Consider the following 21,118-nt stretch of genomic DNA (forward strand, 5'->3'; position numbering starts at 1 on the left):
CGAGAGGGTTTACCCTCGCCGCGTGCCCGAAAAGTGGCCTTTGTCTTGAGCGTTAAATTCAAACCTCCATAGTGGGTGCTTCATCTCTCTTTACACGCCACCCAGGGGCTACTAATGGCTGTGATTGAAACTGAACATGAAGTCAGTTGGGAAAAAGACTATGCCGAACGCATCAATCCCGAACTGATGAACAAATTGCTGCACCGCGCCGTTCCGGTGCTCGAGTGGACGGGTTGGAAGATCACCCGGGTCGGTCCGGGGTTCTGCGAATCGATGCTGCCACTGGTCGTCGAGACGACCAATCAACACGGCACCCACCAGGCGGCCCTGATTTCGCTTTCGGCCGATTATACCGGTGGCATGGCGTTGACGACGCTGTTGACCGGAACGCCGTTGACGGGGATTCATCGCGGACGTCCGGACGAGTCCGCGTCGTTGTGGTTGGTCGGGATGGACGTGAAGTACGAAAACCCGAGCACGAGCCACTTGCGCGCCGTCAGCCGTGTCGATCCGAAAACCGCGCGGCGAATCCAATCACGCTACTTCTCCGGTCGCGTCGTGTTGGCCACCATCGAGGTCGAATTTTGGTCCGAAGACGATGAACGCGTCGCCGTCGCGGTGATGCGCTACTTCGCCCAAGCGACGCAAAAGTTGCTGGAACATCGAAGCGGCGGCGAGCAGTCGCCGATGACCAAATTGAATCTGAAAACCTCCGCGCGAATCATCGCCGGTTTGAGAGCGATGGGGGGGCCGGCCGCATCGCAGACGACGACCGACGCACAAGGACGGCAATTGCGAATCGACGGCCCGCACGATCATGATCGGGTCGCCGCGGGGACGCACGGGTTGTTGCAGGCCAAGCGACTGCAAAAGGTGCTGCCGCAACTCGGCGCGATGGTCGGGGCACGCACCCGGCATTGCGATCAGGTGCTGCGATCGATCGACGGCATCGAACAGATCGTGATGGTCGGAGCAGGGTTGGACATGCGGCCGATCCGCCGCGCCGCAGAGCTTCGAGGTGCAACGGTGTTCGAATTGGATCTGCCCGTGATGTTGGCCGAGCGGCAGCGCGTGATCGAGCAACTGGAACACCAGTCCGACGCCGTCGCCGACGCACCGGAACGCCACCAGATCGCCGCGGACTTCCTGCAGGACGACGTGGGGGAGTTGCTGCAACAACACTTCGCGTTCTCCGAAACCGCGCTGACGTTGTTCATCTATGAAGGCTGTTCGATGTACTTCGACGAACAGCAGAACCAACGTTTGCTGCGATCGATCCGCAGACGCATCAAGCACCCCCAGAGCGTGCTGTGGATGGACTGCGTCACACCGGCGGTCATCAACGAAGGCACCGACGACCCGAACATCCACGAATTCGTCGATCGGATGGAGATGATCGGAGAGCGATTCGTGTACGGGCCGGCCGAACCGAGGGCGTTTCTGCGCAGTTGTGGATTCGTTTGCAGCAGCGACGTCACGGCACAGCAATTCTTGGACAGCGACGATCCGACGCTCGGCGAGTATCGCTTCGTGACGGCGCGCCAGGACGTGGTGGATCTGGACTGACCGGGTCGAATCGGACGATCCTACGTGGCGACTTTAAACGGGGCGCACGACAATTCGTGTGCCCTGTTTGGCGATCACTTTTACGCTCGTCCCGCCGTCGACAAAGTCGCCTTCGGTGACCACGTCGACGGTGTAGTCCTCGATGTTCATTTTCCCGCCCGGGCGGAGCGGGCCTGCGGCGATTCCGACATCACCCAGCGAAACGCGTTGCCAGCCCGGCAGCAGGGCGGCGGTGTCGGCGTCGGCCGGTCCGGCCGGTCCGGCCTGGGCACCCACGACGGCCACTTGGGGTTTGAGCGTCAACCGCCCCAGCCCCGGGATGTCGCCGATGTAGTTGGCCAACACGAGCATGGCCACCATGAAGCCGGCAAAGGCGCCCAGGACCGTGGCGATGTCCCAGCCCAGACCGGCCAGTTCGTCGGCGCTGCCGGGGACGACGAAACGACGCGACGCCATCACCAGCGACCCCAGCATCAATCCCAGCCCGCCCACGCCGGCGACGCCGAAACCGGGAATCACAAAGATCTCCATGCCGATGAAGATCAACCCCAGCACAAACAGGGTCACTTCCAACCAGCCGGCGGTCCCGCCAAGGAATCGGCTCCAGAAAAACAGCCCGAAGCACAGCACCGAGGTCAATCCGCCGATGCCGACGCCGGGGGCGCCCAGCTCGATCACCAGCGCGACCATGCCGATCACCAACAACAGGAACGTCACGAAGCCGGAGTTGAGGATCATGATGGCGGTGTCGGTGCCGGTCCGCTCCATCACCGGGATCGGGGTTTTCACACCCAACACTTCGGCCAGTTCGGCTTCATTTTCGACCGTCCGATCGGCCATGCCCAACTCGACCGCGCGGGCACCGTTGACGGTAAAAAACATTTCCTTGCCGGCTTCGCGGATCGGTTTTCCCAGCTCCCACTCGTCGGCGTTTTCCATCGACTCCCATTCCTTGTCGCTGATGTAACGCACCGTTGCGTCGGTCTTGTGGACGGCGCGAAAGACGACCATGTCCTTGTCGGTCATCTTCTCGGCCAGCGCCAACGGGCGGCCGGTCGCACGGGCGGTGTCGCGGACTTTCTGGGCCAGCACGCTGCGGCTTTTGGCTTCGGTGTAGCGGAATGCCCCATCGGCCCCCATCACGATCTCACCGGCGTCGCCCATCCGCGCGCCCGGCAACATGATGATTTTGTCACAGGCCAACGAAATCAGGGCGGCACCGCTGATCGCGTCCTTTTGAATGAACGCAACCGTTTCGACGTCTTTGGCGTCGGAGATCATGTCCATCAATTCGAACGTCACGTAGACCAGCCCGCCGGGGCTGTGAATATCCAAGATGATTACGTCCACGTCCGAATCGACCGCCTCGGCGAACTTGCGCTTCAGCAAGGCGCCGCTGAGCGGATTGATGTCTTCGTGCAGCGGGATGATGACCGCGGTTCGGTCGGCCGGTTTCGCCACGTTTTCCGCGGCGTCCGTGTCGGTGACGGCGTCCGTGTCGGCAACGGCATCGGGGCCGCTGCGGACCCATGGGGCCGGCACCAAGCACAGGACCATTGCGATCCAGAGTGGAAGAATCGAACGTGGAGCGGAAGTCGGGCTGGGACGAACCATGGCAGAAATCAGACCATCGGGAAACGGAGCGGAGCCGGGATTCTATTGTAGGCTCAAAACAGCCCGTCCAGTGGCGATGGATTTCGGCCGTGATCGGCTCCCGACTGGCCCGTCACTCCTGAGACGATTCGGCGCCTTGCTCAGCACCGACTTCGACACTTGGGACTTCCCCGTTGACCGATTCCAGCTCTTCCAGGCCCTCCAGTTCGGCATCAAAGCCGTCCAAGGTTTCGGCGAACGCGTCCAATTCGAACTCTTCGCCGCTGTCCATCACCAGCGTCACGGTGACTTCCTGGGTTTGATTGTTGGTGCGATGGATGATTTTGCCGTTTCCTTTGTCGCCCTGGACCTCGAACACCATCGCCGTGATCGTTTCATCCTTGGTCGATTCCTTCATCGCGTCGCGCAAGTTCATCTGGCTGCTTTGGATCGTGCCGATGTTTTCCATCACGACCGGATCATCGGCGTATTCCTCCACCGCCACTTCGGCCAGCACGCCCGCGGCCTGGTCCCAGGCGAAATACATCACGCCACAGCAGAGGATGGTTCCGAACAGAAAAACGCCGCCGATGATCCCCAGCACCCACAGCCAGGTGTTGCTGCTCTTGCGGGCAGGTTGACCGAATTGATCGGGGGCGGTTTCGAAAGGATTGCGTGGAGCTTGTGACATGTGAAAAACCGTCGCGACGGGGTGGGGGTGAATCTGAACCGTTGCCAATGACCCGATCGTGTCATTTCGGCATGGAGATATCGGTGTCGCGAACCATTAGAACGGCACCCCGCGCGGACCGGTAGTGCGTTCGACCGGCAGCACCTGTCGGCACGCGGGCCGTGCATCCAGGGCCGTGCACCCGGGACCGTGTCGCCGCAGTGCATCGGTGCACGAGTCGGCGAAAAGGATCAAAAAGCATCCCCCATCGACCGCATCAAACTTTCTTCACCGCTTCGCCACATCTAGGGGGCCGGTCTGAAGGGGGGGGCTATCGAGCGGGAAATATGGCGGTGCACAGGGGTCAGCGCAGGTTCAGCCGCCACTGGGAACGATCGGCGGCGGAATCGTCACCTTCGCACGGCTGGTGGCCTGCTCAATCAACCCTCGTCGCGAGCGTTCGAGGCGGGAAATCGGCTTCGGATCCCCGCGAAAGTATGACTTACGGGGTGACGACTTGACTCTTTCGTGGTAGAAGAATCTGGTTATCGTATGTCTCTGTGGGTCGGCGGTCGTGTCAACGAGGTTGCATCGCCGCTGATTAGTCCAGGAGGACACCGGAGAACACCAGGAGCACGGTTCTTGCGGTAATCCGATCGAAAGATCGGGGCTGGTCGTTGCTCAGAGGCGGTTGACACCACACTTGCAACTGGGCTGGCCGGATGGCCGAGTGTGTGGGCGGCGGATCCAGCGGATCCGGCCCCATGCGTGAATCCATCTCGGATGCGTTAGGTAGACGTAGACATTGTTGTAACATGAAGACACCCCGCCCCGGCGGCGCGTGTCTTCCCAGGTCCACTCGTTTGATTCACCTAGGGAGAATCTCATTTATGACCAAGTGCAAGTTGGAATACATCTGGCTGGATGGCTATCAGCCGACGCAAAGCCTGAGAAGCAAGACCAAGATCATCACCGATTTCAGCGGAAACGTCGAAGACGCGCCGATGTGGTCCTTTGACGGTTCGTCTACCGAACAGGCTCCCGGTGGTGCATCGGATTGTCTGCTCAAACCCGTCAAAGTCGTTCCCGATCCGGGCCGCATGGGCACCGGGTATCTGGTGATGTGCGAAGTGCTCAACGCCGACGGCACGCCGCACCGCACCAATGGCCGTGCGACCATCGACGATGACGACAACGATTTCTGGTTCGGTTTCGAACAGGAATACACGCTCTGGGATCCCGGCACCAACCGACCGCTCGGTTTCCCCGCCGAAGGCTATCCCGGACCGCAAGGCCCGTACTACTGCAGCGTCGGAAACGGCAAAGCCGTCGGCCGCGAAATCATCGAAGAGCATCTCGAAATGTGCTTGGAAGCCGGCTTGAACGTCGAAGGCATCAACGCCGAAGTGATGATGGGCCAGTGGGAATTCCAAGTCTTCTCCAAGGGTGCCAAGGACGCCGGCGACCAAGTTTGGTTGGGCCGCTACATCCTGGATCGCGTCGCGGAAAACCACGGCGTCGGCATCAACTACCACTGCAAACCCGTCCCCGGTGACTGGAACGGCAGCGGGATGCACGCAAACTTCTCCAACAGCACGCTGCGAACCTGCGGCAGCCAAGAAGTTTACGAAGCGATCTGCCAAGCCTTTGAACCGCGGATCAAAGAGCACATCGACGTCTACGGTGCCGACAACGAACAACGTTTGACCGGTCTGCACGAAACGCAGTCGATCGACAAGTTCAGCTATGGTGTTTCCGACCGCGGTGCGTCGATTCGAATCCCGATCGGCACGGTCGAAAACGGTTGGAAAGGTTGGTTGGAAGACCGACGTCCGGCCTCCAACGCCGACCCGTACATGGTCGCCAGCGCGATCATCGCAACGGTCAAAACGGCCGCGGTTCCCGCCTAGTTTGACGCCCCCTGCGGGTCATCGATCCGCGTTTGAAACGAAACCCGAGCCCGGTTGCGGTTGATCCGCGATCGGGTTTTTTGTTGGAGTTGGGGATCGCTGTGCGACGTCCGTTTCTGGAGCGTCGTCGCGCTAAAGCCCCACGTTCGACAGCCCGGAAGCGCCATCGCACTTCCAGAAAGCTGCGTCGCCGCGAACGGGAATCGCCGAAAGGCGAGACACCAGCGCTAGAGACCAACCTGCGGCGGAAAAAGGGTGTCGGACGATCCGACCGATCGACTGATGGTTCGGCCCCGCTGGCCAGCTACAATGTCCGTCCCCGCCTTTCCTTGGTCTTGCCCGTTTTCCGCTCCATCCCACCACGGACCGACTTGATGAATTCGTCTGGCACTCGCCTGCTGCCCCTCTCCGCGCTCCGATTTCTGTTCCTGTCACTCGCTGTGATCATGGCCGACGGCACGGCCCGTGCCGCCGATCCGCTGCAACTCCGCGACGGCGACCGAGTCGTCCTGATCGGCGACGGGCTGATCGAGCAAGAACAGTATTTCGGCTGGATCGAGGTGATGATGACCACCGCGTTTCCCGAGGCCGACGTCACCTACCGAAACCTCGGTTGGAACGGTGACACGCCGGCGGGTGACTCGCGCTACGGGCTCAGTCTGGTCCAAGCCGGTCACGAGCCCGCCGGGGAAGGATGGCGGCAACTGGAAAAGCAACTCGAACTGACCCGCCCCACCGTCGCCGTGTTGGGCTACGGGATGGCAAACGCATTGGAGACGTCGACGCAGACCACCGATGCGGCCAAAGTCCAATCGATGGTCAAGTTCACCGAAGATCTTCAGCGACTGGCCGAGCGGATCCGGCAAATCGATCCCAAGTGCCGGTTGGTGTTCCTGTCACCGATTTCACCGGTCGGCCCCTCCGTCGTCACCTCCGAAATGGTCAACTCCTACGGAAAGCTGATCGCGCAAGTTTGCGACAAGACCGGTGGTCACGATGTCGATTTGACCGGTGTCGCTGCCAGCGCTCACTTGCGGAAGGATCCCGTGCACCTGAACAGTGACGGCTACAAAGCCGCCGCGGTTGCCATCGGGGAATCGCTTGGAATCGATCGCGGGGCTTGGCAAGACAGCCCGCAAACGGAGGCCTTGCGGCATGTGGTCTTGGAAAAGAATCGGCTGTGGTTCCACCGTTCGCGGCCGGCCAACATGGCGTACGTGTTCGGATTCCGCAAACACGAACAGGGGCAAAACGCCGTCGAAATTCCACAGTTCGACCCGCTGATCGAACAGGAAGAAGCCAAAATCGCGTCGCTAAGACAATTGACGGCCGAGGGCGGTCAAGAGCCCGCGCCGCGATTGGAATCCAAGTACGCGGAATTCACGCCCCAACCGACGCCCGACTTTGTCGTCGCCGACGGCCTGGAGGTTTCATTGTGGGCCGAAAACCCGATGTTGAACAAACCGATCCACATGAACTTTGACCCGCAAGGTCGGCTGTGGATCGCCAGCAGCGAAGCCTATCCGATGATCGAAGTCGGACAGGCGATGCCCGACAAGGTTTTGGTGTTGGAAGATTCCAACCACGATGGCACCGCGGACAAGTCGACCGTGTTCGCCGACGGGTTGTTGATTCCCACCGGGATCGCTCCGGGCGACGGAGGGGTCTACGTGGCTCAAAGCACCGATTTGTTGTTTCTGGAAGATACCGACGGGGACGGCAAAGCCGATCGCCGCGAACGCGTGCTCAGCGGATTCGGTACCGAGGACACGCACCATAACTTGCACACGTTGTTGTTCGGCCCCGACGGGCGTTTGTACATGAACCAGTCGGTGTACACCCGCACGGACGCCGAGACGCCGCACGGCGTGGTTCGATTGAAAGCCGGCGGCGGATTTCGATTCGACACCCGGCACCGGCGGATGGACGTCTTCTTTCGCGGCCTGTGGAACCCCTGGGGACACCAGTTCGACGCCCTGGGCAACTCGTTCATGAGCGATGGAGCAGGCTTTGCCGGCATCGCGTACGTGTTTCCCGGCGCAAGGTTCAATCCCACACCGGGCACGCGACAGAAACTGGATTTGATCAGCCCCGGCAACTACCCCAAGTTCTGTGGCGGTGAAATCGTCTACGGTGAAAGCTTCCCCGAGGACTGGCAGGGATCGTTGGTGACCTGTGACTTTCGGGCCAATCGCGTGACACGGTTCTCGCTGTCGGAGACTGAATCGGGTTTTGTGACGACCCAGGAAGCGGACCTGATCCGCACCAGCGCCAGCACGTTCCGCCCGATCGATATCAAACAAGGTCCCGACGGGGCGCTGTACATCGCCGACTGGTCCAACCCGATCATCAACCACGGCGAAGTCGATTTCCGCGATCCGCGGCGCGACCGCTGGCACGGCCGCATTTGGCGAGTCACAGCCAAGGGGCATCCGCTGCGTAAGCCGGTCGATCTGACCGAACAGAAAACCGAAACGCTGATCGAGAATCTGTATTCAGGTGATCGCTACCTGACCGATCAGTCCCGCCGCGTCTTGATCGAACGCGGTGAGGAGACGGCGACCAAGCTGGATCGGGTTTGGAGTTCGGCGAAGGCACGCACGGACCGGTTGGCCGCGGCGCGTCTGGCGGCCGCGGTCGGCGAGCCGAATTCGAAATGGTTGCAAACCCTGTTGGACGATCCCAATGGCGGTGTTCGTGCCGCCGCCACTCGGATTCTGGCCGACTGGTCCGATCCGACCGACCCGCGGGCGAGCGTCCCTCGCGATCAAGCGATGGCGTGGTTTGCCGACCGCATCGCCGATCCGCACCCGCGCGCTCGTCTGGAGGCGATCCGGGGCTTGGCAAAACTTGGCGGCGTCGATGCGATTCGGCTCTCCCTGCGGGCGCTCGACCAGCCCACCGATCGCTTCATCCAACACGCCCTGTTCTTGAACGTCGATGAAAACACCGCAGCGCTGATCAAGGACCTACGCGATCCGGTCTGGAGTGCGGCAGAGTATCAAAAGCAACTCGAATTCGTGCTGACCAGCGTCCAGCCGGCCCAAGCGACCGAGTTCTTGGCGGGCTACCTGGCCGACAACAACCTGCCACGCGATGGTTCGGGACCCTGGATCGGTCTGATCGCCAAAGCGGGCAGCGCTAAAGAACTCACAATCCTGTACCAACACGCGATCGGGGACAAACTGAACGACGCCACGACCGCCGAAGCACTCACGGCACTCCAAAATGCGAAACGGCTTCGACGTCTGACACCGAAGTTCCAGGGTCAACCGGCCGATGACCTGAAGCCGCTGGTGTCCAGTTCCGACGCGGCGGTCCAAGCGGCGGCGATCGAACTGTGCGGCACCTGGCAACTCCGCAAACTGATCCCCACGTTGACAGAGCTTGCCGCCGACGAGCAACTGGACCTGTCGACCCGCAGCAAAGCCGTTGGCGCCCTGCGATCCTGTGGCGGCGAGGCGGCAATCCGAGCGCTTGTGTCACTGCTGAGCGACGATGCGACGTTCGAATTCAAGGCGGCGTTGGTCGCGGCGCTCGCCGGGACTGACGGCAAACGAGCCGTCCAGCCGTTCTATGACACGCTGGCTGGCGTTGAAGACGAGGCATCGGCGCTCACCTTGTGGCGGGCGATGCTGTCGGCCAAAGACGGTGAAGCGTTACTGGTCGGTACGCTACCTGCCGACGGAGTTTCCGAAGTCGCCGCCCGCGCCGGTGTTCGTGCCGCCCGAGAAGGCGGACGCAACGCCCAAGCGCTGATCGATGCATTGATGCCGATGAGCGGGTTGACGATGACCGCCGACAAGTGGACGCCCGAGCGGAGTGCCCAACTGCGCAAGCTGGTGGCGACCAAGGGCGACCCGGCACGCGGCGAGATGATTTATCGCCGCAGCAGTCTGCAGTGCGCCAGCTGTCATGCGATCGGCGGTGTGGGCGGAAAGGTCGGTCCCGACATGACCAGCTTGGGTGCCAGCGCCCCGGTCGACTACATCATCGAGTCGATGTTTGATCCCAATGCCAAGATCAAAGAGAACTACCATGCGGTGACCGTGCTGACCGAAGACGGTCAGGTTTATTCCGGGATCGAATCGGGCAGCACGGACGAGGAAATGGTGCTGCGAGACGCGACCAACAAACAGGTCCGGATTCCCGAAGCGGAAATCCTGCAGGTCAAACCCGGCAAGTCGCTGATGCCCGCCGGGTTGCTCGATCGCGTGTCGCTACAAGATCAACTGGATTTGATCCGTTTTCTGACCATGCTTGGAAAACCGGGCGAGTACGACGCCAGCCGACAAACGGTCGCGCGGGTGTTGGAGGTGTTCGCCGGGTCACACCGGATCGAACAGCAGGGCAACCAGGGGATCGTGTCCGGAGAACGGACCGAGGGTTGGAAACCGCTGCAGGCGCGGGTCAGCGGGAAGATCGAAAAGGCGACGCTGGAAGCCTTGACCGCCCAGCCCCGGCACACGTCGCTGGTCAACATCTATCTGCGGACGCAAGTCGAAGTCGGCTCGGACACGGCCGCCGAATTCTCGATCGACAACATCGACCGGGCCAACGTCTGGGTGGACGGGCAAGCGGCCGGGACGATCGACGATCCGATCAAACTGTCCCCCGGCAAACACACCGTGTTGTTTCAGATCGACGGTCGAGGCCTACCCGAATCGATCACGATCCGCAGCGAACAAGTGACGTTCATCAGCGAATGATGTGCATGGCCGTTGGCCAATTTCGCTCCGTTTGAATCCACCTCGATCCGCCCGGATCGTCTCGGCCAACGGCCGTCAACATCCATAGCCTAGGGCAACGCCCTAGGAATCGGAAACGCAACCGGTCGGTTTGGCCAACGGCCATAGACAATCCGCCGCCGACCGACGGTGTTGTGTATGGCCGTTGGCCAATGTGTCCGCGTGTGCGCCGGGGTCCTGGGGCGGTGCCCCAGGCTATGGGTATGCATGGCCGTTGGCCAATTCCGCCTCATTTGAATCAACCTCGATCCTCCCGGATCGTCTCGGCCAACGGCCGTCAACATCCGTAGCCTAGGGCAACGCCCTAGGAACCTGGAACGCAACGAACCGGTTTGGCCAACGGCCATGGACAATCGGCCGCCGACACACGGTGTTGTGTTTGGCCGTTGGTGTGCGCGCCTCTCTCTCGCTGCGTCGCAGCGAATGGGAATCGCCTAAAGGCTAGACACCAACGGGCGCGTAAATTCTCTATACTGTTCGGGCTCTTGTTTTTACCTCCTTCATCGACCTTGTGATGTCATCCAAACCCACCGCGATCGTTCCCGATGCAACATCGCGGATGGAGTGTCGGGTGATCGATCCGCCGCATCCGGCGGTGATCGACGGCGGTCGGTTGCTGGAGGCCTGTGAGCTGCGGACGCAGCGGCGGAGCGGTCCGGGCGGTCAGCACCGCAACAAAACCAGCTCCGGCGCGTTCCTGACCCACCGGGCGACGGGAATCGTTGGCGAAGCGACCGAGCGGCGCAGCCAGGCACAAAACCGTGACGTGGCACTGCTGCGATTGCGTTACCTGTTGGCGATTGAGATTCGCACGCCCAGCCCGCTCGATCCGAGCGCTTGGAATGCCGAACGACATGAGGACACGATCCGCCGCCGCTATGCAAACCATTCGCTGCGGCTGAACGACGCCAATGACGACAAGCCGGCCGTGTTGGCGTTGGTGCTGAATGACCTGTGGGTGGCCGGGGGACAGCCCAGTTTGCTCGCGCCGGAGTGGTCGGTGTCGACCAGCAAGATCGTTTCGTTGATTCGGTCCTACGGCCCGGCGCTTGCTTGGACCAATCGGGTCCGCAGCCATCACGAACGGTTACCGCTGCACTGATGAAACGCTCCGGGTCCTTTCGCGCCATCGTTGTGCACAGTGTTCGCGCCGGTGTCGTCGCCGCGCTATTGCTGATGATTCCCTCGCCGCGCCGCGACATGCCGGAACCAACCGACGCAACGTCACCGCCAGGCCTGGAGGCGATCCGTCCGTTTTTACCGGCGGCAAGCGTGATCGATGATGCCAAGGATACCAACGGATTCTGGACCGTCCACGACGCCGATGGGACCGCGATTGGACGCGTCGCCAGGACCTTGCCCGCGGCATCCAAAATCATCGGCTACCGTGGGCCCAGCGAAGCGATGATCGTGGTCGATGGGGAACTGAACATCGTCGCTGTCGATCTGATCGACAGCGCGGACACCGAAGAACATGTCGCCGCGGTCGAGAACGACGCCGCGTTTTTCAAACAGTTTTCCGACTGGACCTGGGCCGGCCCACCGCCGGGGAAAAACGTCGATGCCGTCTCCGGCGCAACGCTGACTTCACTGGCCCTGGCCAAGGGAGTGCTCCGCCGGATCGGCGGCGAGGTGTCTTCGTTGGTGTTCCCCGATGAATTGACGATCGAAGAATTGCAAGACTGGTTTCCGGAAACGTCATCGCTTCACAGCGAAGCGGACGTCGTGGTTGTCCTGGATGCAAACGGCAACCAGCTCGGCCGACTGATTCGCACCGGTCCGCTTTCCGATTCGATCATCGGATACCAAGGGCCGACGGAATTGTTGATCAATGTCGATCCGACCGATCCGACCGAGGGCACCGAGACGCGACCATTGATCGTGACCGACATCAAGCTCCGGTCCTCGTTCGACAACCAGCCCTACGTCCGCTACTGCAAGACCGAATTCGGTTTCTGGGCGCTGTTCAAGGGCAAGACGGTCGCCGAACTGGCGGCGATGGATTTGCAAGAAGAACGGGTCGAAGGAGTGTCCGGTGCGACGATGACCAGCATGGCAATCGCCGAAACCCTGGTCGCCTCGGCCGATCGATTCCTGGTGAACCAACAACGGCGGGCCGAATCGGATGCAACAAGGCGATCGACTTGGAATCGCTGGGCCGCGTGGCTCTCCGGCGGCGGCGAGATTCGAATCACGCCGGCGGAGATCGGATGCGTGATCGTGTTGTGCTTGATCCCGCTGTTTCGTATGCGTGGCTGGTTTCGCGGGTCGCGGATTCGGAACGCTTGGCTGATTGCCGTGATCGCGGTGATCGGACTGTGGTCGGGAAATCTGATTTCGTTGGCCTTGATCAGCGGTTGGAGCGGCGGCGGGATCGCTTGGCGATTGGCACCGGCACTAGCCGCAATCGCGGTCGTGGCATTTGTCGCGCCGGTCGGTTGGAAGTCCAACCCCTATTGCAACCACCTCTGTCCGCACGGGGCGTTTCAGCAATTGATTCGGCCGCATCACAAAAGCAAGCGATTTTGGAAACCGCCGGCCAAGCTGATCGCGGTGCTGAAGTACATTCCGGGGACGATGCTGGTTGTGGCGTACCTCACGCTGCTGCGTTTCCCCGCGGTCGATTTGTCGTCGTGGGAGCCCTTCCATGCGTATCTTTTCTCCATCGCGCCCTGGACGGCACTGGCCTTGGCCGGTTTGACACTGGTGTTGTCGGCGCTGGTGCCGATGGGATATTGCCGACTGGGTTGCCCCACCGGGCGATTGCTCGATTACCTGCGCCGCAGTGCCGGCAGCGATCGCGCGCAGTTCGCCGACGGCGTCGCGATCGGGTTGTTGATCGTCGCGATCCTCGTCAGATAAGAATCCAGCAATCGCCAGAGAGGGCCCGCGGCGTGCGAAAGTCTTGGCGACATCCGCTACGATCAAATCCGTCACTTAAACAATCGACACCCGCCCGATGTTAGACTGCGGCGATGAGTTCGTTCCAACAAACCTGTCCGTCATGCAACGCGTCGCTGGAGTTGCCGATCGAAGCCGATGGCAAGGCGGCGGTCTGTCCGGCCTGCCAAACCCAGTTCACCGCTGCGGCGCCGTCGATGGCCGAGTCGGTGCCAAAGCCGTCTCCCGAACACCGCTATCAAAGCATCACGATCGAACGCATCTGGACCGACACCCAGTCGGTGCTTTCGGAACGACGTCGTCCGCTATTCGTGCCGTTTCTAATCCCATCGGTCCTGGTGTTGTTGGGATTGATCGTTCCGCTGGCGCACCTGAATGATCTGGCGAACACGAACCGACCGCTGGCGTTGATGTGGATCGCCATCGGATCGCCCTGGTTTTTGCTGTTGATCGTGTATTCGGTCTGGTTTGCAATGAATCTGGCAGCGGACGTTTGCGACGCCCAGCCTGACGAGAACGGTGACGTGCCCCCAAGGCATCGGTCGTGGCTCGTTCCGAGCATTGCGGTGTTGGCGGCACTGTTGGTCACATTGGCGATCGGCATGCTGTTCGGTGCAGTGATCATCGGCTTGGCGGTCGTGATGATCAATGCGGCCAGCGGCGTTCAGGCGACCGAGATCCGTCTGTTGACGACGATCGGGGTTTTCCTGGCAAGTGTTCTGGCGCTGACCTTCACGGCGATGCGACTGTGGCCGGTGGTGCCGCTGGCGATGCAGGGTCGTTGCGGGGGAGCGGTCATTCGCGAGTCGCTCGAGATGACCAAGGTGAATCCGATGACGTCGTTCTTCCTGGTCGTGGTGATGTTTGTGGTGATGGGTGTCGGGTTCAGCCTGTTCGGGATCGGGTTGCCGCTAGTAATGCCGTTTGCCGCCTTGATTTGTGTCGTCGCGTTTCGATCGATCGCCGGACGCCGGATCCCGGCGCTGGATGGGGAACAGGCGTAGCGGAAGTGGGATCGGCTTCCAGCCTGTCGATACGCCGGCCTGACTGGCTAGCATCCCGTCTGGCCTTTAGATTCGGGTGAACGGTAGTGGACGACGCGAGGAGTCCCCGCAGCTGGCAATCCGCAAGGACTCGTCGCCTCGTCCAGCACCCGACAACCGTGCAACGGGGACAACCAGCAGCCTCTCCCACGAATTCCCTTGACACCCCTCCCGAGCCGCTGTACCATGACACAGGTACACCGAAGGCCGCTTTCAGATGGGGATGGCTTGGATGTTCTTTTCGATTGACGCCGATGGCGATATTCCGATCTACGAACAAATCGTTCGTCAGGTCAAACTGGCCGTCGCCGACGGGATTTTGGTCGGCGGCCAGATGGTCCCCAGCGTCCGCCAGCTGGCCAGTGACTTGGCGATCAATTCCAACACGATCGCGCGTGCCTATCAGGAGCTGCAGTCCGATCACGTGTTGGAACCGTTGCGGGGCCGCGGCATGGTGGTCCGTCGCGATGCGATCAAGCGTTGCACCAAGGCACGAAACTCTTTGGTCGCCGAAAGTGTCCGGCGAGCTCTGGCCGACGCTCTGGCCGGTGGCATGACGACCGCGGAACTGCGTGAATTGTTCGAAGCGGAATTGGATCGACAATCCGCGAGAATTGAAAAAGCGAAACACGTCTCCGGCAACGGCAACGCCTGATCCTCCTCCACTTGTCTTCTATCGGGAAGCATTTTGACATGAACGCCGTCATCTCGTTACAAAACATCAGCAAATCGTTCGGCCGCAATCGGGCGCTCGTCGACGTCAGTTTGGAGATTCCCAAGGGCGTCGTCTTTGCATTGCTCGGTGAAAACGGCGCCGGAAAGACGACGATGATTCGGATCTTGACCGGATCGTTGAAGCCCGACAGCGGATCGGCGTCGGTGTTGGGATTGTCGTGTTTAAAGGACGGCCAAAAGATCCGCCAACAAACCGGTTATGTCTCCGACGCTCCGGCGATGTACGAATGGATGACGGCCGATGAGATCGGTTGGTTCACGTCGGCGTTTTACGACGATGAGTTTCCGACGCGATATGCGGAAACGTTGATGGGATTCGATGTGCCGCCGGGCATCAAGTTGAAAAACATGAGCAAGGGCCAGCGGGCAAAGGTCGCACTCGCGCTGGCGACGTCTCACGATCCGGAGTTATTGATCCTCGATGAACCGACCAGCGGACTTGACCCGATGGTTCGTCGTCAATTCTTGGAATCGATGGTCGATCGGGCTTCGTTGGGCCGCACGGTGTTGCTTTCCAGTCACCAGATCAACGAGGTCGAGCGGGTGGCGGACTGGATCGGCATCCTGCATCAAGGTGATTTGAAACTCGTTCAGCCCCTGGATGCTCTTCGCGATGCGACGCGGGTCGTCACCGCGACGATGGAACACGGTGATGCCGCCGTCGTGATGCCGCGTGGCGAAGTGTTGACCGAAGCGAGAAACGGGCGGCAGATGCGTTGGATCGTCCGAGACTTGGCCGAGGACTGGCGCAGCGATTACGGCGACGATTCCGGCGTGATCAAAGTCGACGAGCAGACGCCGACGTTGGAAGAAATTTTTGTGGCGGTCTGCGACACCAACGCGGTCCGGCCGACCCAGCAGCGAGAAATGACCCAACCAGAGCCGGGTGTGCCGGCGGTGTGAAGGGGGAGACATGATTCAGCAACCGTTGGTGTCCAGCCTTTAGGCGATTCTCGATCGCTGCGACGCAGGGACAGTGAGCGGCTTAAACCTGTACACCAACACTTCTGGCCGAGCCATTCGAACCATCGCCAACTTGGAACCAACCGATGAACCAGAAAGTGATGCAGCGATTGATGTGGAAAGACGCGCGAACGCTGGCGCCGTTGGCGATCGCGACGGTGATGGCGATCATCGGATTCAACGCGCTGTGGTGGTTGATCGCCGACGCAGTGATGGATCTGCACCATGAAACGCGACTGGGCCTGTCGCGAATGATTTGGATCGTGCTGCCGAATCTGCTGGCCTTCGGTGCACCGGCACTGTTGGTCGGCAGCGAAGAGGAGAGTGGATCGCTGGCGTGGCTGCGGACGTTGCCGGCCAGTTGGCGTGGGGTTGCGACCAGCAAGTTGCTGGTCGCCTTGGCGGCACTGATGGCCGTCTGGGTGCTGGGCAGTTTTCTGTATTGGATGCAATGGGTGATTCTTCCCGAGCACGTGATCACATGGGCCGAGAACACACGCAACGTGCCGGATTGGTCTGCCGTCGGTGTCGTTCCCAATTTGGTGTTCAGTCTGGCATTGCTGCTGACCGGTTTTATAATGGCGTATTGGTTTCGTTCACCGATCAACGCACTGTTGGCGGTGTTGCCGGCGATGGTGGTGTTTGCGTTCGCGTTTGTCGGCGTCCAGGAATACCTGCTGGAAACGACAGGGCAGGGGCGTCCGCGAGGGCAAGCGATTTCGACGCTGCAGTTTTGGTCAGTGCTGACGCTGCCGATCGTTGTGGCGATCGGTTTGCTCGTTGCACTTCATCAGCGGATGGCCAAGCGGCGGCTGGCCGGTCCCGATGAATCGTTCGGCCGGCGGATCAAGCAGCGTGTTTCCGGCGACGCCTTTCGACCACCCAGCACCGTGCCGACCTCGTGGTACGGGGTCTCGTTGATTCATCGGCGGCCGACCAAAACGCGGGCGCTGTTGTGGCAGGCATCGCGGCAGAACGTTTGGATTCTTTCGATCATGACGCTGGTCGGTGCACTCGGCATTGCGGCCGCCGTCTGGGGTCGAAGCGCCGGACAAGAACTGGCCAGCCTGGTGGCCGCGGTGGCCTTGTTCGGGATCGCCGGTTCGACGTTTTACGGCGATTCGGTCCGCCGCCGCTGTGTGTTTCTGGCCGACCGGGGTGTTTCCCACACTTTAGTCTGGCGGACGCGTTTGATGCCGACGTCGATCGCGACCGGATTGGTTTTCCTGGCGATGCTGGCAAGCCAGTCGTTGTGCCATTTGCTGTACAACGACGGGCTGCGATTCGAAGAGTTTTTTTTGTGCACGACGCTGATGTTGGTCGGCTACGCGCTGTGCCAATTGGTTTCACAGTGGGCGCCGCGACCGGTGTTCGCCTTTCTGGCCGCGCCCGTTTTCGCGGTGTTGGCGTTCCTGCTGTTTTACCCACTCTTTGACGGCTACCGCGAAGGCGCTTTGTGGGCCGCGCTGGTGTCGATCCCGGTGTTTTTGTTCGCCTCGTGGCGGCTGACACCGCGTTGGTTGTCTGGATCATTGGGGCAAGACTACACCGCGCGATTCGTCGGTTACTTCGCGCTGTCATTGGTCTTGCCCTACCTGCTGGTTCTGGGGACGCGAATTGCGACGATCCCGGCCGAACAAACGCAGTGGCGGACGCGGATGTTGGCCTACCAATTCCCGCCACGACCGGCGGGCGATGAACCCGTCGAGATCCTTCCCGCAGCCGATCCGAATGAGGACGTGTTTTGGAACAGTCACCTTCGCGTCGAATTGCTGCAGTCGCCCAAGAGTGATCGGTTCGACGAACGAATGACGCAGGAATTGGAATCGGAGAGGGCGGTCGGAGAATTCGTTTCGTTCGACGAATTGGTCGCCCGTGTTCCTTATTGGCCCGCACCGTACACCGCCGGAGCAGACGCGGGTTCACTTGGCCGTTACGGCGCCGATCAACTTGACGTCGAATTGCGTGTCGCCCGGGTGTTGTTGAAGTGGTCACGGATGGTGCGTGAGGAGGCCCGCTACCGCCAAGTTGCATTCGAGCGGATGAGTGAAATCACAGAATATGCCGAATGGTGTGCCGCTGACATTCTAAACCGGCATCTCGACGAACGCGGCATGACGCCAGAAATCAAGGAACTGGCCGGATTGTTTCCGGATGATGCGTTGGTGTTGGAATCGCGCCGGAACTGTCTGATTCGGGCTTGGCAAGACATCGCAACCGACGGCAACAATTCAGCGCTACCGCGAACCGCGTTGATTCGATCGATCGAAAAGTTACGCCGCGAACGCTTTGTCGACCAAATCGTCAGGCTTGCCGAACAGCATTGGAAATCCGGATCGATGGCCGCAGTTTGGGAGATTCCAAACTTTACGTATTCGGCGCAGCAAGCGTCTTTGTACAAAGAGATGCGTCCGCTGTACTGGTGGCAAACCCGCGAGTCGATCAACCGTTTGAAGAATCGCGTCCGATGAGTGGAGCACGACGATGAACCAAAGAATCCTGCAGCGAATGATTTGGAAGGACGCGCGAGCGGTGCGGACGTTGGCGATCGCCACGCCGGCGATGATCGTGGGCTTTTTCCTAATGTTGGGGTTGTTCACCGGATTCGCGCATGTCGGAACCGAGCGGATGGGGTTGGCCTATGCGATCTGGATGCTGCTGCCGATGTTGATCGCCTGTGGCGCCCCGGCGGTGTTGATCGGTGGGGAAGAAGAGAGCGGCTCGCTGGCTTGGTTGCAAACCCTTCCCGCCAGTTGGAAGACGATTGCGGCGAGCAAGTTGTTGGTCACAAGCGTTTGTTTGTTGCTGGCGTGGATCGTCGCGACGGGTTGTTTTTTGACCTATTGGTCTGCGCTCAGCGACCATTGGATCAACCGGATTCGCCTGCAGGGCGGCCTGCCCGAACCGTTTTGGATTCACTGCGCCTGCGCGGTGGCTCTGAGCATCGCGGTGATGTTGTCCAGCTTTACGACGGCCTATTGGTTTCGCTCTCCGATCACCGCGTTGGTGGTGTTGGTGCCGCTGGTGATGGCAGCGATTTGGGCGGTCGTCTACGCATCGATCATCCTCCTGCCCGCGGCACAGTTTCGCGGTCCACCGCAGCGTGTGATCGAGGAGAACGCCGGGACGTTTGCCCTGTTGGTTGTGGTGGCGTTGCTGGTGCTCGCCGGGCTCAGTCTGCTGGCCGCATGGCGACGATTGACTTGGCCGGAATCTCGCCGTGCAGGGCGAGCGCTCGCAGAATCGCCGACGGGCGCGTTTCGGCCTCCCCCGGATGTAACGTCGTCAAAACTTGCTGGGGCGATGGTGTTCGGCCGGCCACGGCCACTGTTCGCGCTGTTGTGGTTGCAGGTGCGACCGATCCGTTGGCAGCTCGTCGTGCTGACGATGGTGGCGATCACCGGTGCTTTATTCACCGCGTTGCCGAATAACGAGTTCGTGGTGGTCGGCTATTCGATTTCCATCCTGCCGTTGTTCATGATCGCCGCGCTGACGTTCTACAGCGATTCGGTTCGCCAACGATGTGTGTTTTTGTATGACCGCGGAATCTCCCCGACGAAGGTCTGGTTGACGCGCGTCTGGCCGACACTGTGTGCCACGATGATTGTCTTGGCGATCATGGTGGCGGCGGGGATTTATCACGATGCGACGGACGTCGACCGCGCGCTGGCGAGGAGTTGGGACAATCGGTTGGTGATCACCGCGATGGTCGTCATTGCGGGGTTTGCCCTGACGCAATTGGTTTCACAGTGGTCGCCACGTCCGACGTTGGCGTTTTTTGCCGGCCCCGTGTTTGTCCAGCTGGCGGCGTTCGTGCTGGCCGGTTTGCTGATGTTTTACACGCGAGCTTCTGCCGTGTTGCTTTTGTCGTCGGCAATTCTGATGCTGGCATCATGGCGACTGACGTCGAAATGGATGGCCGGAGAGAAAGGGAAGGCGTACGTGGTGCCGATGATCGGATTTATCGCCGCCGCGTTGTTTTTGCCCTACGTGGTGGTGCTGGGGGCACGGCACGTGACGACCCCGGCCCCACGCGTCGCGTGGCGACAACAGATGGTTTCCATCGAACTGCCTACGATGGACTCGACCGCCGAAAAGGTTGCGATTCTGGACCCGGCCTTCGTGCGCCGGCTTCAAACCTTGGCCCTGAAGCCGACCGTGAGTCCCGAGGGGCGCGAAGATCGGATCGCAAAGGAATTGTCAGCGGCGAGCATCGGGCAACACCTTTCGTTCAAGGAAATCCTGCAGATCGTCAAGGTGGAACCCGATCACCCACTTCATCGACATCACGACTTCGTTCGAGTGGAACCCGCGGCCTATTTGAAGCCTCAAGTGTATCCGGCTGCGCCGCGGTTTGCTGACGCCCGCGAGAAACAGTTTGCTGCGGTCCGGGTGTTGTTGAAGTGGTCGCGTTTGACGCGGGAACAAGCCGTCGGCGGGGGAGCGAATTTCAATGTCTTGATGGGTGTCGCTGAGATGGCCGACCTGATTGCGGCGCGGGTGATCAAGGCTTACGTCGATCGGGACGGCGCGACGCCGGAACTGATGGAATTAATTCAATTCGTTCCGGAGCAGGAGCTTATCAAACAGTCACGCCGCAACAGTCTGATCCGCAGTTGGCGTCAGTATCAGTCGAAATCGCTGGGTGAAAAGTTTGCCGGCGAGTACAGTCACAAGCCGACGCAGTGGTGGTTGGCGGTCGAACGGGCACGGGCCGACCGATACGTCGACGAGCTATGCAAGTACATGTTGGATCAATGGGACCGTGGCGAGAGTTTTCGGTACGACGGGTTGGCCGAGATCCAGAGACTGGAACGTGAGGCGTATCTGGTCAGCGGCCAAGCGGTGTCCAACTATTTCCGAGACCCGAGATTGAGTGAACGGATCAAGATCGCCGTTGATGTCGATGCGTCGATAGATCAATTGCGTCGGCTAGCGGTCGATTGACAACTCGCTCGGCGTCGCCGGTCCGCAACGATCGTCATGGCC

The 21,118-nt window shown here is 60.6% G+C and carries 12 protein-coding genes; 10 read left to right on the plus strand and 2 right to left on the minus strand.

What is annotated here, in order from left to right:
- Positions 1 to 114 precede the first annotated feature (114 nt).
- On the plus strand, positions 115 to 1,566 hold the full coding sequence (locus H1B37_RS07545) for an SAM-dependent methyltransferase (protein WP_220498095.1): 1,452 nt from the start codon (positions 115 to 117) through the stop codon (positions 1,564 to 1,566).
- A gap of 33 nt (positions 1,567 to 1,599) precedes the next feature.
- Here the strand turns inward: H1B37_RS07545 and H1B37_RS07550 are convergent, their stop codons facing one another.
- Both H1B37_RS07550 and H1B37_RS07555 read right to left on the minus strand, forming a co-directional pair.
- Positions 1,600 to 3,180 (minus strand): NfeD family protein, encoded by a 1,581-nt coding sequence (locus tag H1B37_RS07550; protein WP_286177510.1) that lies wholly within the window; start codon positions 3,178 to 3,180, stop codon positions 1,600 to 1,602.
- Between the two features lie 112 nt (positions 3,181 to 3,292).
- A complete protein-coding gene (locus H1B37_RS07555) occupies positions 3,293 to 3,850 on the minus strand; it encodes a hypothetical protein (RefSeq protein ID WP_182866030.1) in 558 nt (185 codons plus the stop codon).
- Positions 3,851 to 4,719: 869 nt separating this feature from the next.
- Here H1B37_RS07555 and H1B37_RS07560 point away from each other — a divergent pair.
- From H1B37_RS07560 to H1B37_RS07600, 9 genes are all read left to right on the plus strand, one after another.
- The gene (locus H1B37_RS07560) at positions 4,720 to 5,739 is read left to right on the plus strand and encodes a glutamine synthetase beta-grasp domain-containing protein (protein WP_182866031.1); all 1,020 of its coding nucleotides are present in this window, start codon (positions 4,720 to 4,722) and stop codon (positions 5,737 to 5,739) included.
- Between the two features lie 374 nt (positions 5,740 to 6,113).
- Positions 6,114 to 10,448 carry a PVC-type heme-binding CxxCH protein gene (locus H1B37_RS07565; RefSeq protein WP_182866032.1) on the plus strand — a complete coding sequence of 1,445 codons (4,335 nt, stop codon included), beginning with the start codon at positions 6,114 to 6,116 and terminating at the stop codon, positions 10,446 to 10,448.
- Between the two features lie 553 nt (positions 10,449 to 11,001).
- The gene (locus H1B37_RS07570) at positions 11,002 to 11,589 is read left to right on the plus strand and encodes a peptide chain release factor family protein (protein ID WP_286177511.1); all 588 of its coding nucleotides are present in this window, start codon (positions 11,002 to 11,004) and stop codon (positions 11,587 to 11,589) included.
- Positions 11,589 to 13,349 (plus strand): FMN-binding protein, encoded by a 1,761-nt coding sequence (locus H1B37_RS07575; protein WP_182866033.1) that lies wholly within the window; start codon positions 11,589 to 11,591, stop codon positions 13,347 to 13,349. The genes H1B37_RS07570 and H1B37_RS07575 overlap by 1 nt, the downstream gene beginning before the upstream one ends.
- Before the next feature lie 113 nt (positions 13,350 to 13,462).
- Positions 13,463 to 14,392: a hypothetical protein gene (locus H1B37_RS07580; RefSeq protein ID WP_182866034.1), complete on the plus strand. Its 930-nt coding sequence runs from the start codon at positions 13,463 to 13,465 to the stop codon at positions 14,390 to 14,392.
- A gap of 271 nt (positions 14,393 to 14,663) precedes the next feature.
- Positions 14,664 to 15,086 carry a GntR family transcriptional regulator gene (locus H1B37_RS07585; protein WP_182866035.1) on the plus strand — a complete coding sequence of 141 codons (423 nt, stop codon included), beginning with the start codon at positions 14,664 to 14,666 and terminating at the stop codon, positions 15,084 to 15,086.
- A 38-nt stretch (positions 15,087 to 15,124) separates the two neighbouring features.
- Positions 15,125 to 16,069: an ABC transporter ATP-binding protein gene (locus H1B37_RS07590; protein ID WP_182866036.1), complete on the plus strand. Its 945-nt coding sequence runs from the start codon at positions 15,125 to 15,127 to the stop codon at positions 16,067 to 16,069.
- Positions 16,070 to 16,215: 146 nt separating this feature from the next.
- Complete coding sequence (locus tag H1B37_RS07595) at positions 16,216 to 18,600, plus strand: hypothetical protein (RefSeq protein WP_182866037.1); 2,385 nt, start codon at positions 16,216 to 16,218, stop codon at positions 18,598 to 18,600.
- A gap of 13 nt (positions 18,601 to 18,613) precedes the next feature.
- Positions 18,614 to 21,076 (plus strand): ABC transporter permease, encoded by a 2,463-nt coding sequence (locus H1B37_RS07600; protein ID WP_182866038.1) that lies wholly within the window; start codon positions 18,614 to 18,616, stop codon positions 21,074 to 21,076.
- Positions 21,077 to 21,118: the final 42 nt, after the last annotated feature.

This window comes from Stieleria mannarensis (assembly GCF_014154935.1).
GTDB lineage: Bacteria > Planctomycetota > Planctomycetia > Pirellulales > Pirellulaceae > Stieleria > Stieleria mannarensis.

Coding starts and splice junctions, on each gene's coding strand:
- H1B37_RS07545 (WP_220498095.1), top strand. CDS start 115: ATGGCTGTGATTGAAACTGAACATGAAGTCAGTTGGGAAAAAGACTAT.
- H1B37_RS07550 (WP_286177510.1), bottom strand. CDS start 3,180: ATGGTTCGTCCCAGCCCGACTTCCGCTCCACGTTCGATTCTTCCACTC.
- H1B37_RS07555 (WP_182866030.1), bottom strand. CDS start 3,850: ATGTCACAAGCTCCACGCAATCCTTTCGAAACCGCCCCCGATCAATTC.
- H1B37_RS07560 (WP_182866031.1), top strand. CDS start 4,720: ATGACCAAGTGCAAGTTGGAATACATCTGGCTGGATGGCTATCAGCCG.
- H1B37_RS07565 (WP_182866032.1), top strand. CDS start 6,114: ATGAATTCGTCTGGCACTCGCCTGCTGCCCCTCTCCGCGCTCCGATTT.
- H1B37_RS07570 (WP_286177511.1), top strand. CDS start 11,002: ATGTCATCCAAACCCACCGCGATCGTTCCCGATGCAACATCGCGGATG.
- H1B37_RS07575 (WP_182866033.1), top strand. CDS start 11,589: ATGAAACGCTCCGGGTCCTTTCGCGCCATCGTTGTGCACAGTGTTCGC.
- H1B37_RS07580 (WP_182866034.1), top strand. CDS start 13,463: ATGAGTTCGTTCCAACAAACCTGTCCGTCATGCAACGCGTCGCTGGAG.
- H1B37_RS07585 (WP_182866035.1), top strand. CDS start 14,664: ATGTTCTTTTCGATTGACGCCGATGGCGATATTCCGATCTACGAACAA.
- H1B37_RS07590 (WP_182866036.1), top strand. CDS start 15,125: ATGAACGCCGTCATCTCGTTACAAAACATCAGCAAATCGTTCGGCCGC.
- H1B37_RS07595 (WP_182866037.1), top strand. CDS start 16,216: ATGAACCAGAAAGTGATGCAGCGATTGATGTGGAAAGACGCGCGAACG.
- H1B37_RS07600 (WP_182866038.1), top strand. CDS start 18,614: ATGAACCAAAGAATCCTGCAGCGAATGATTTGGAAGGACGCGCGAGCG.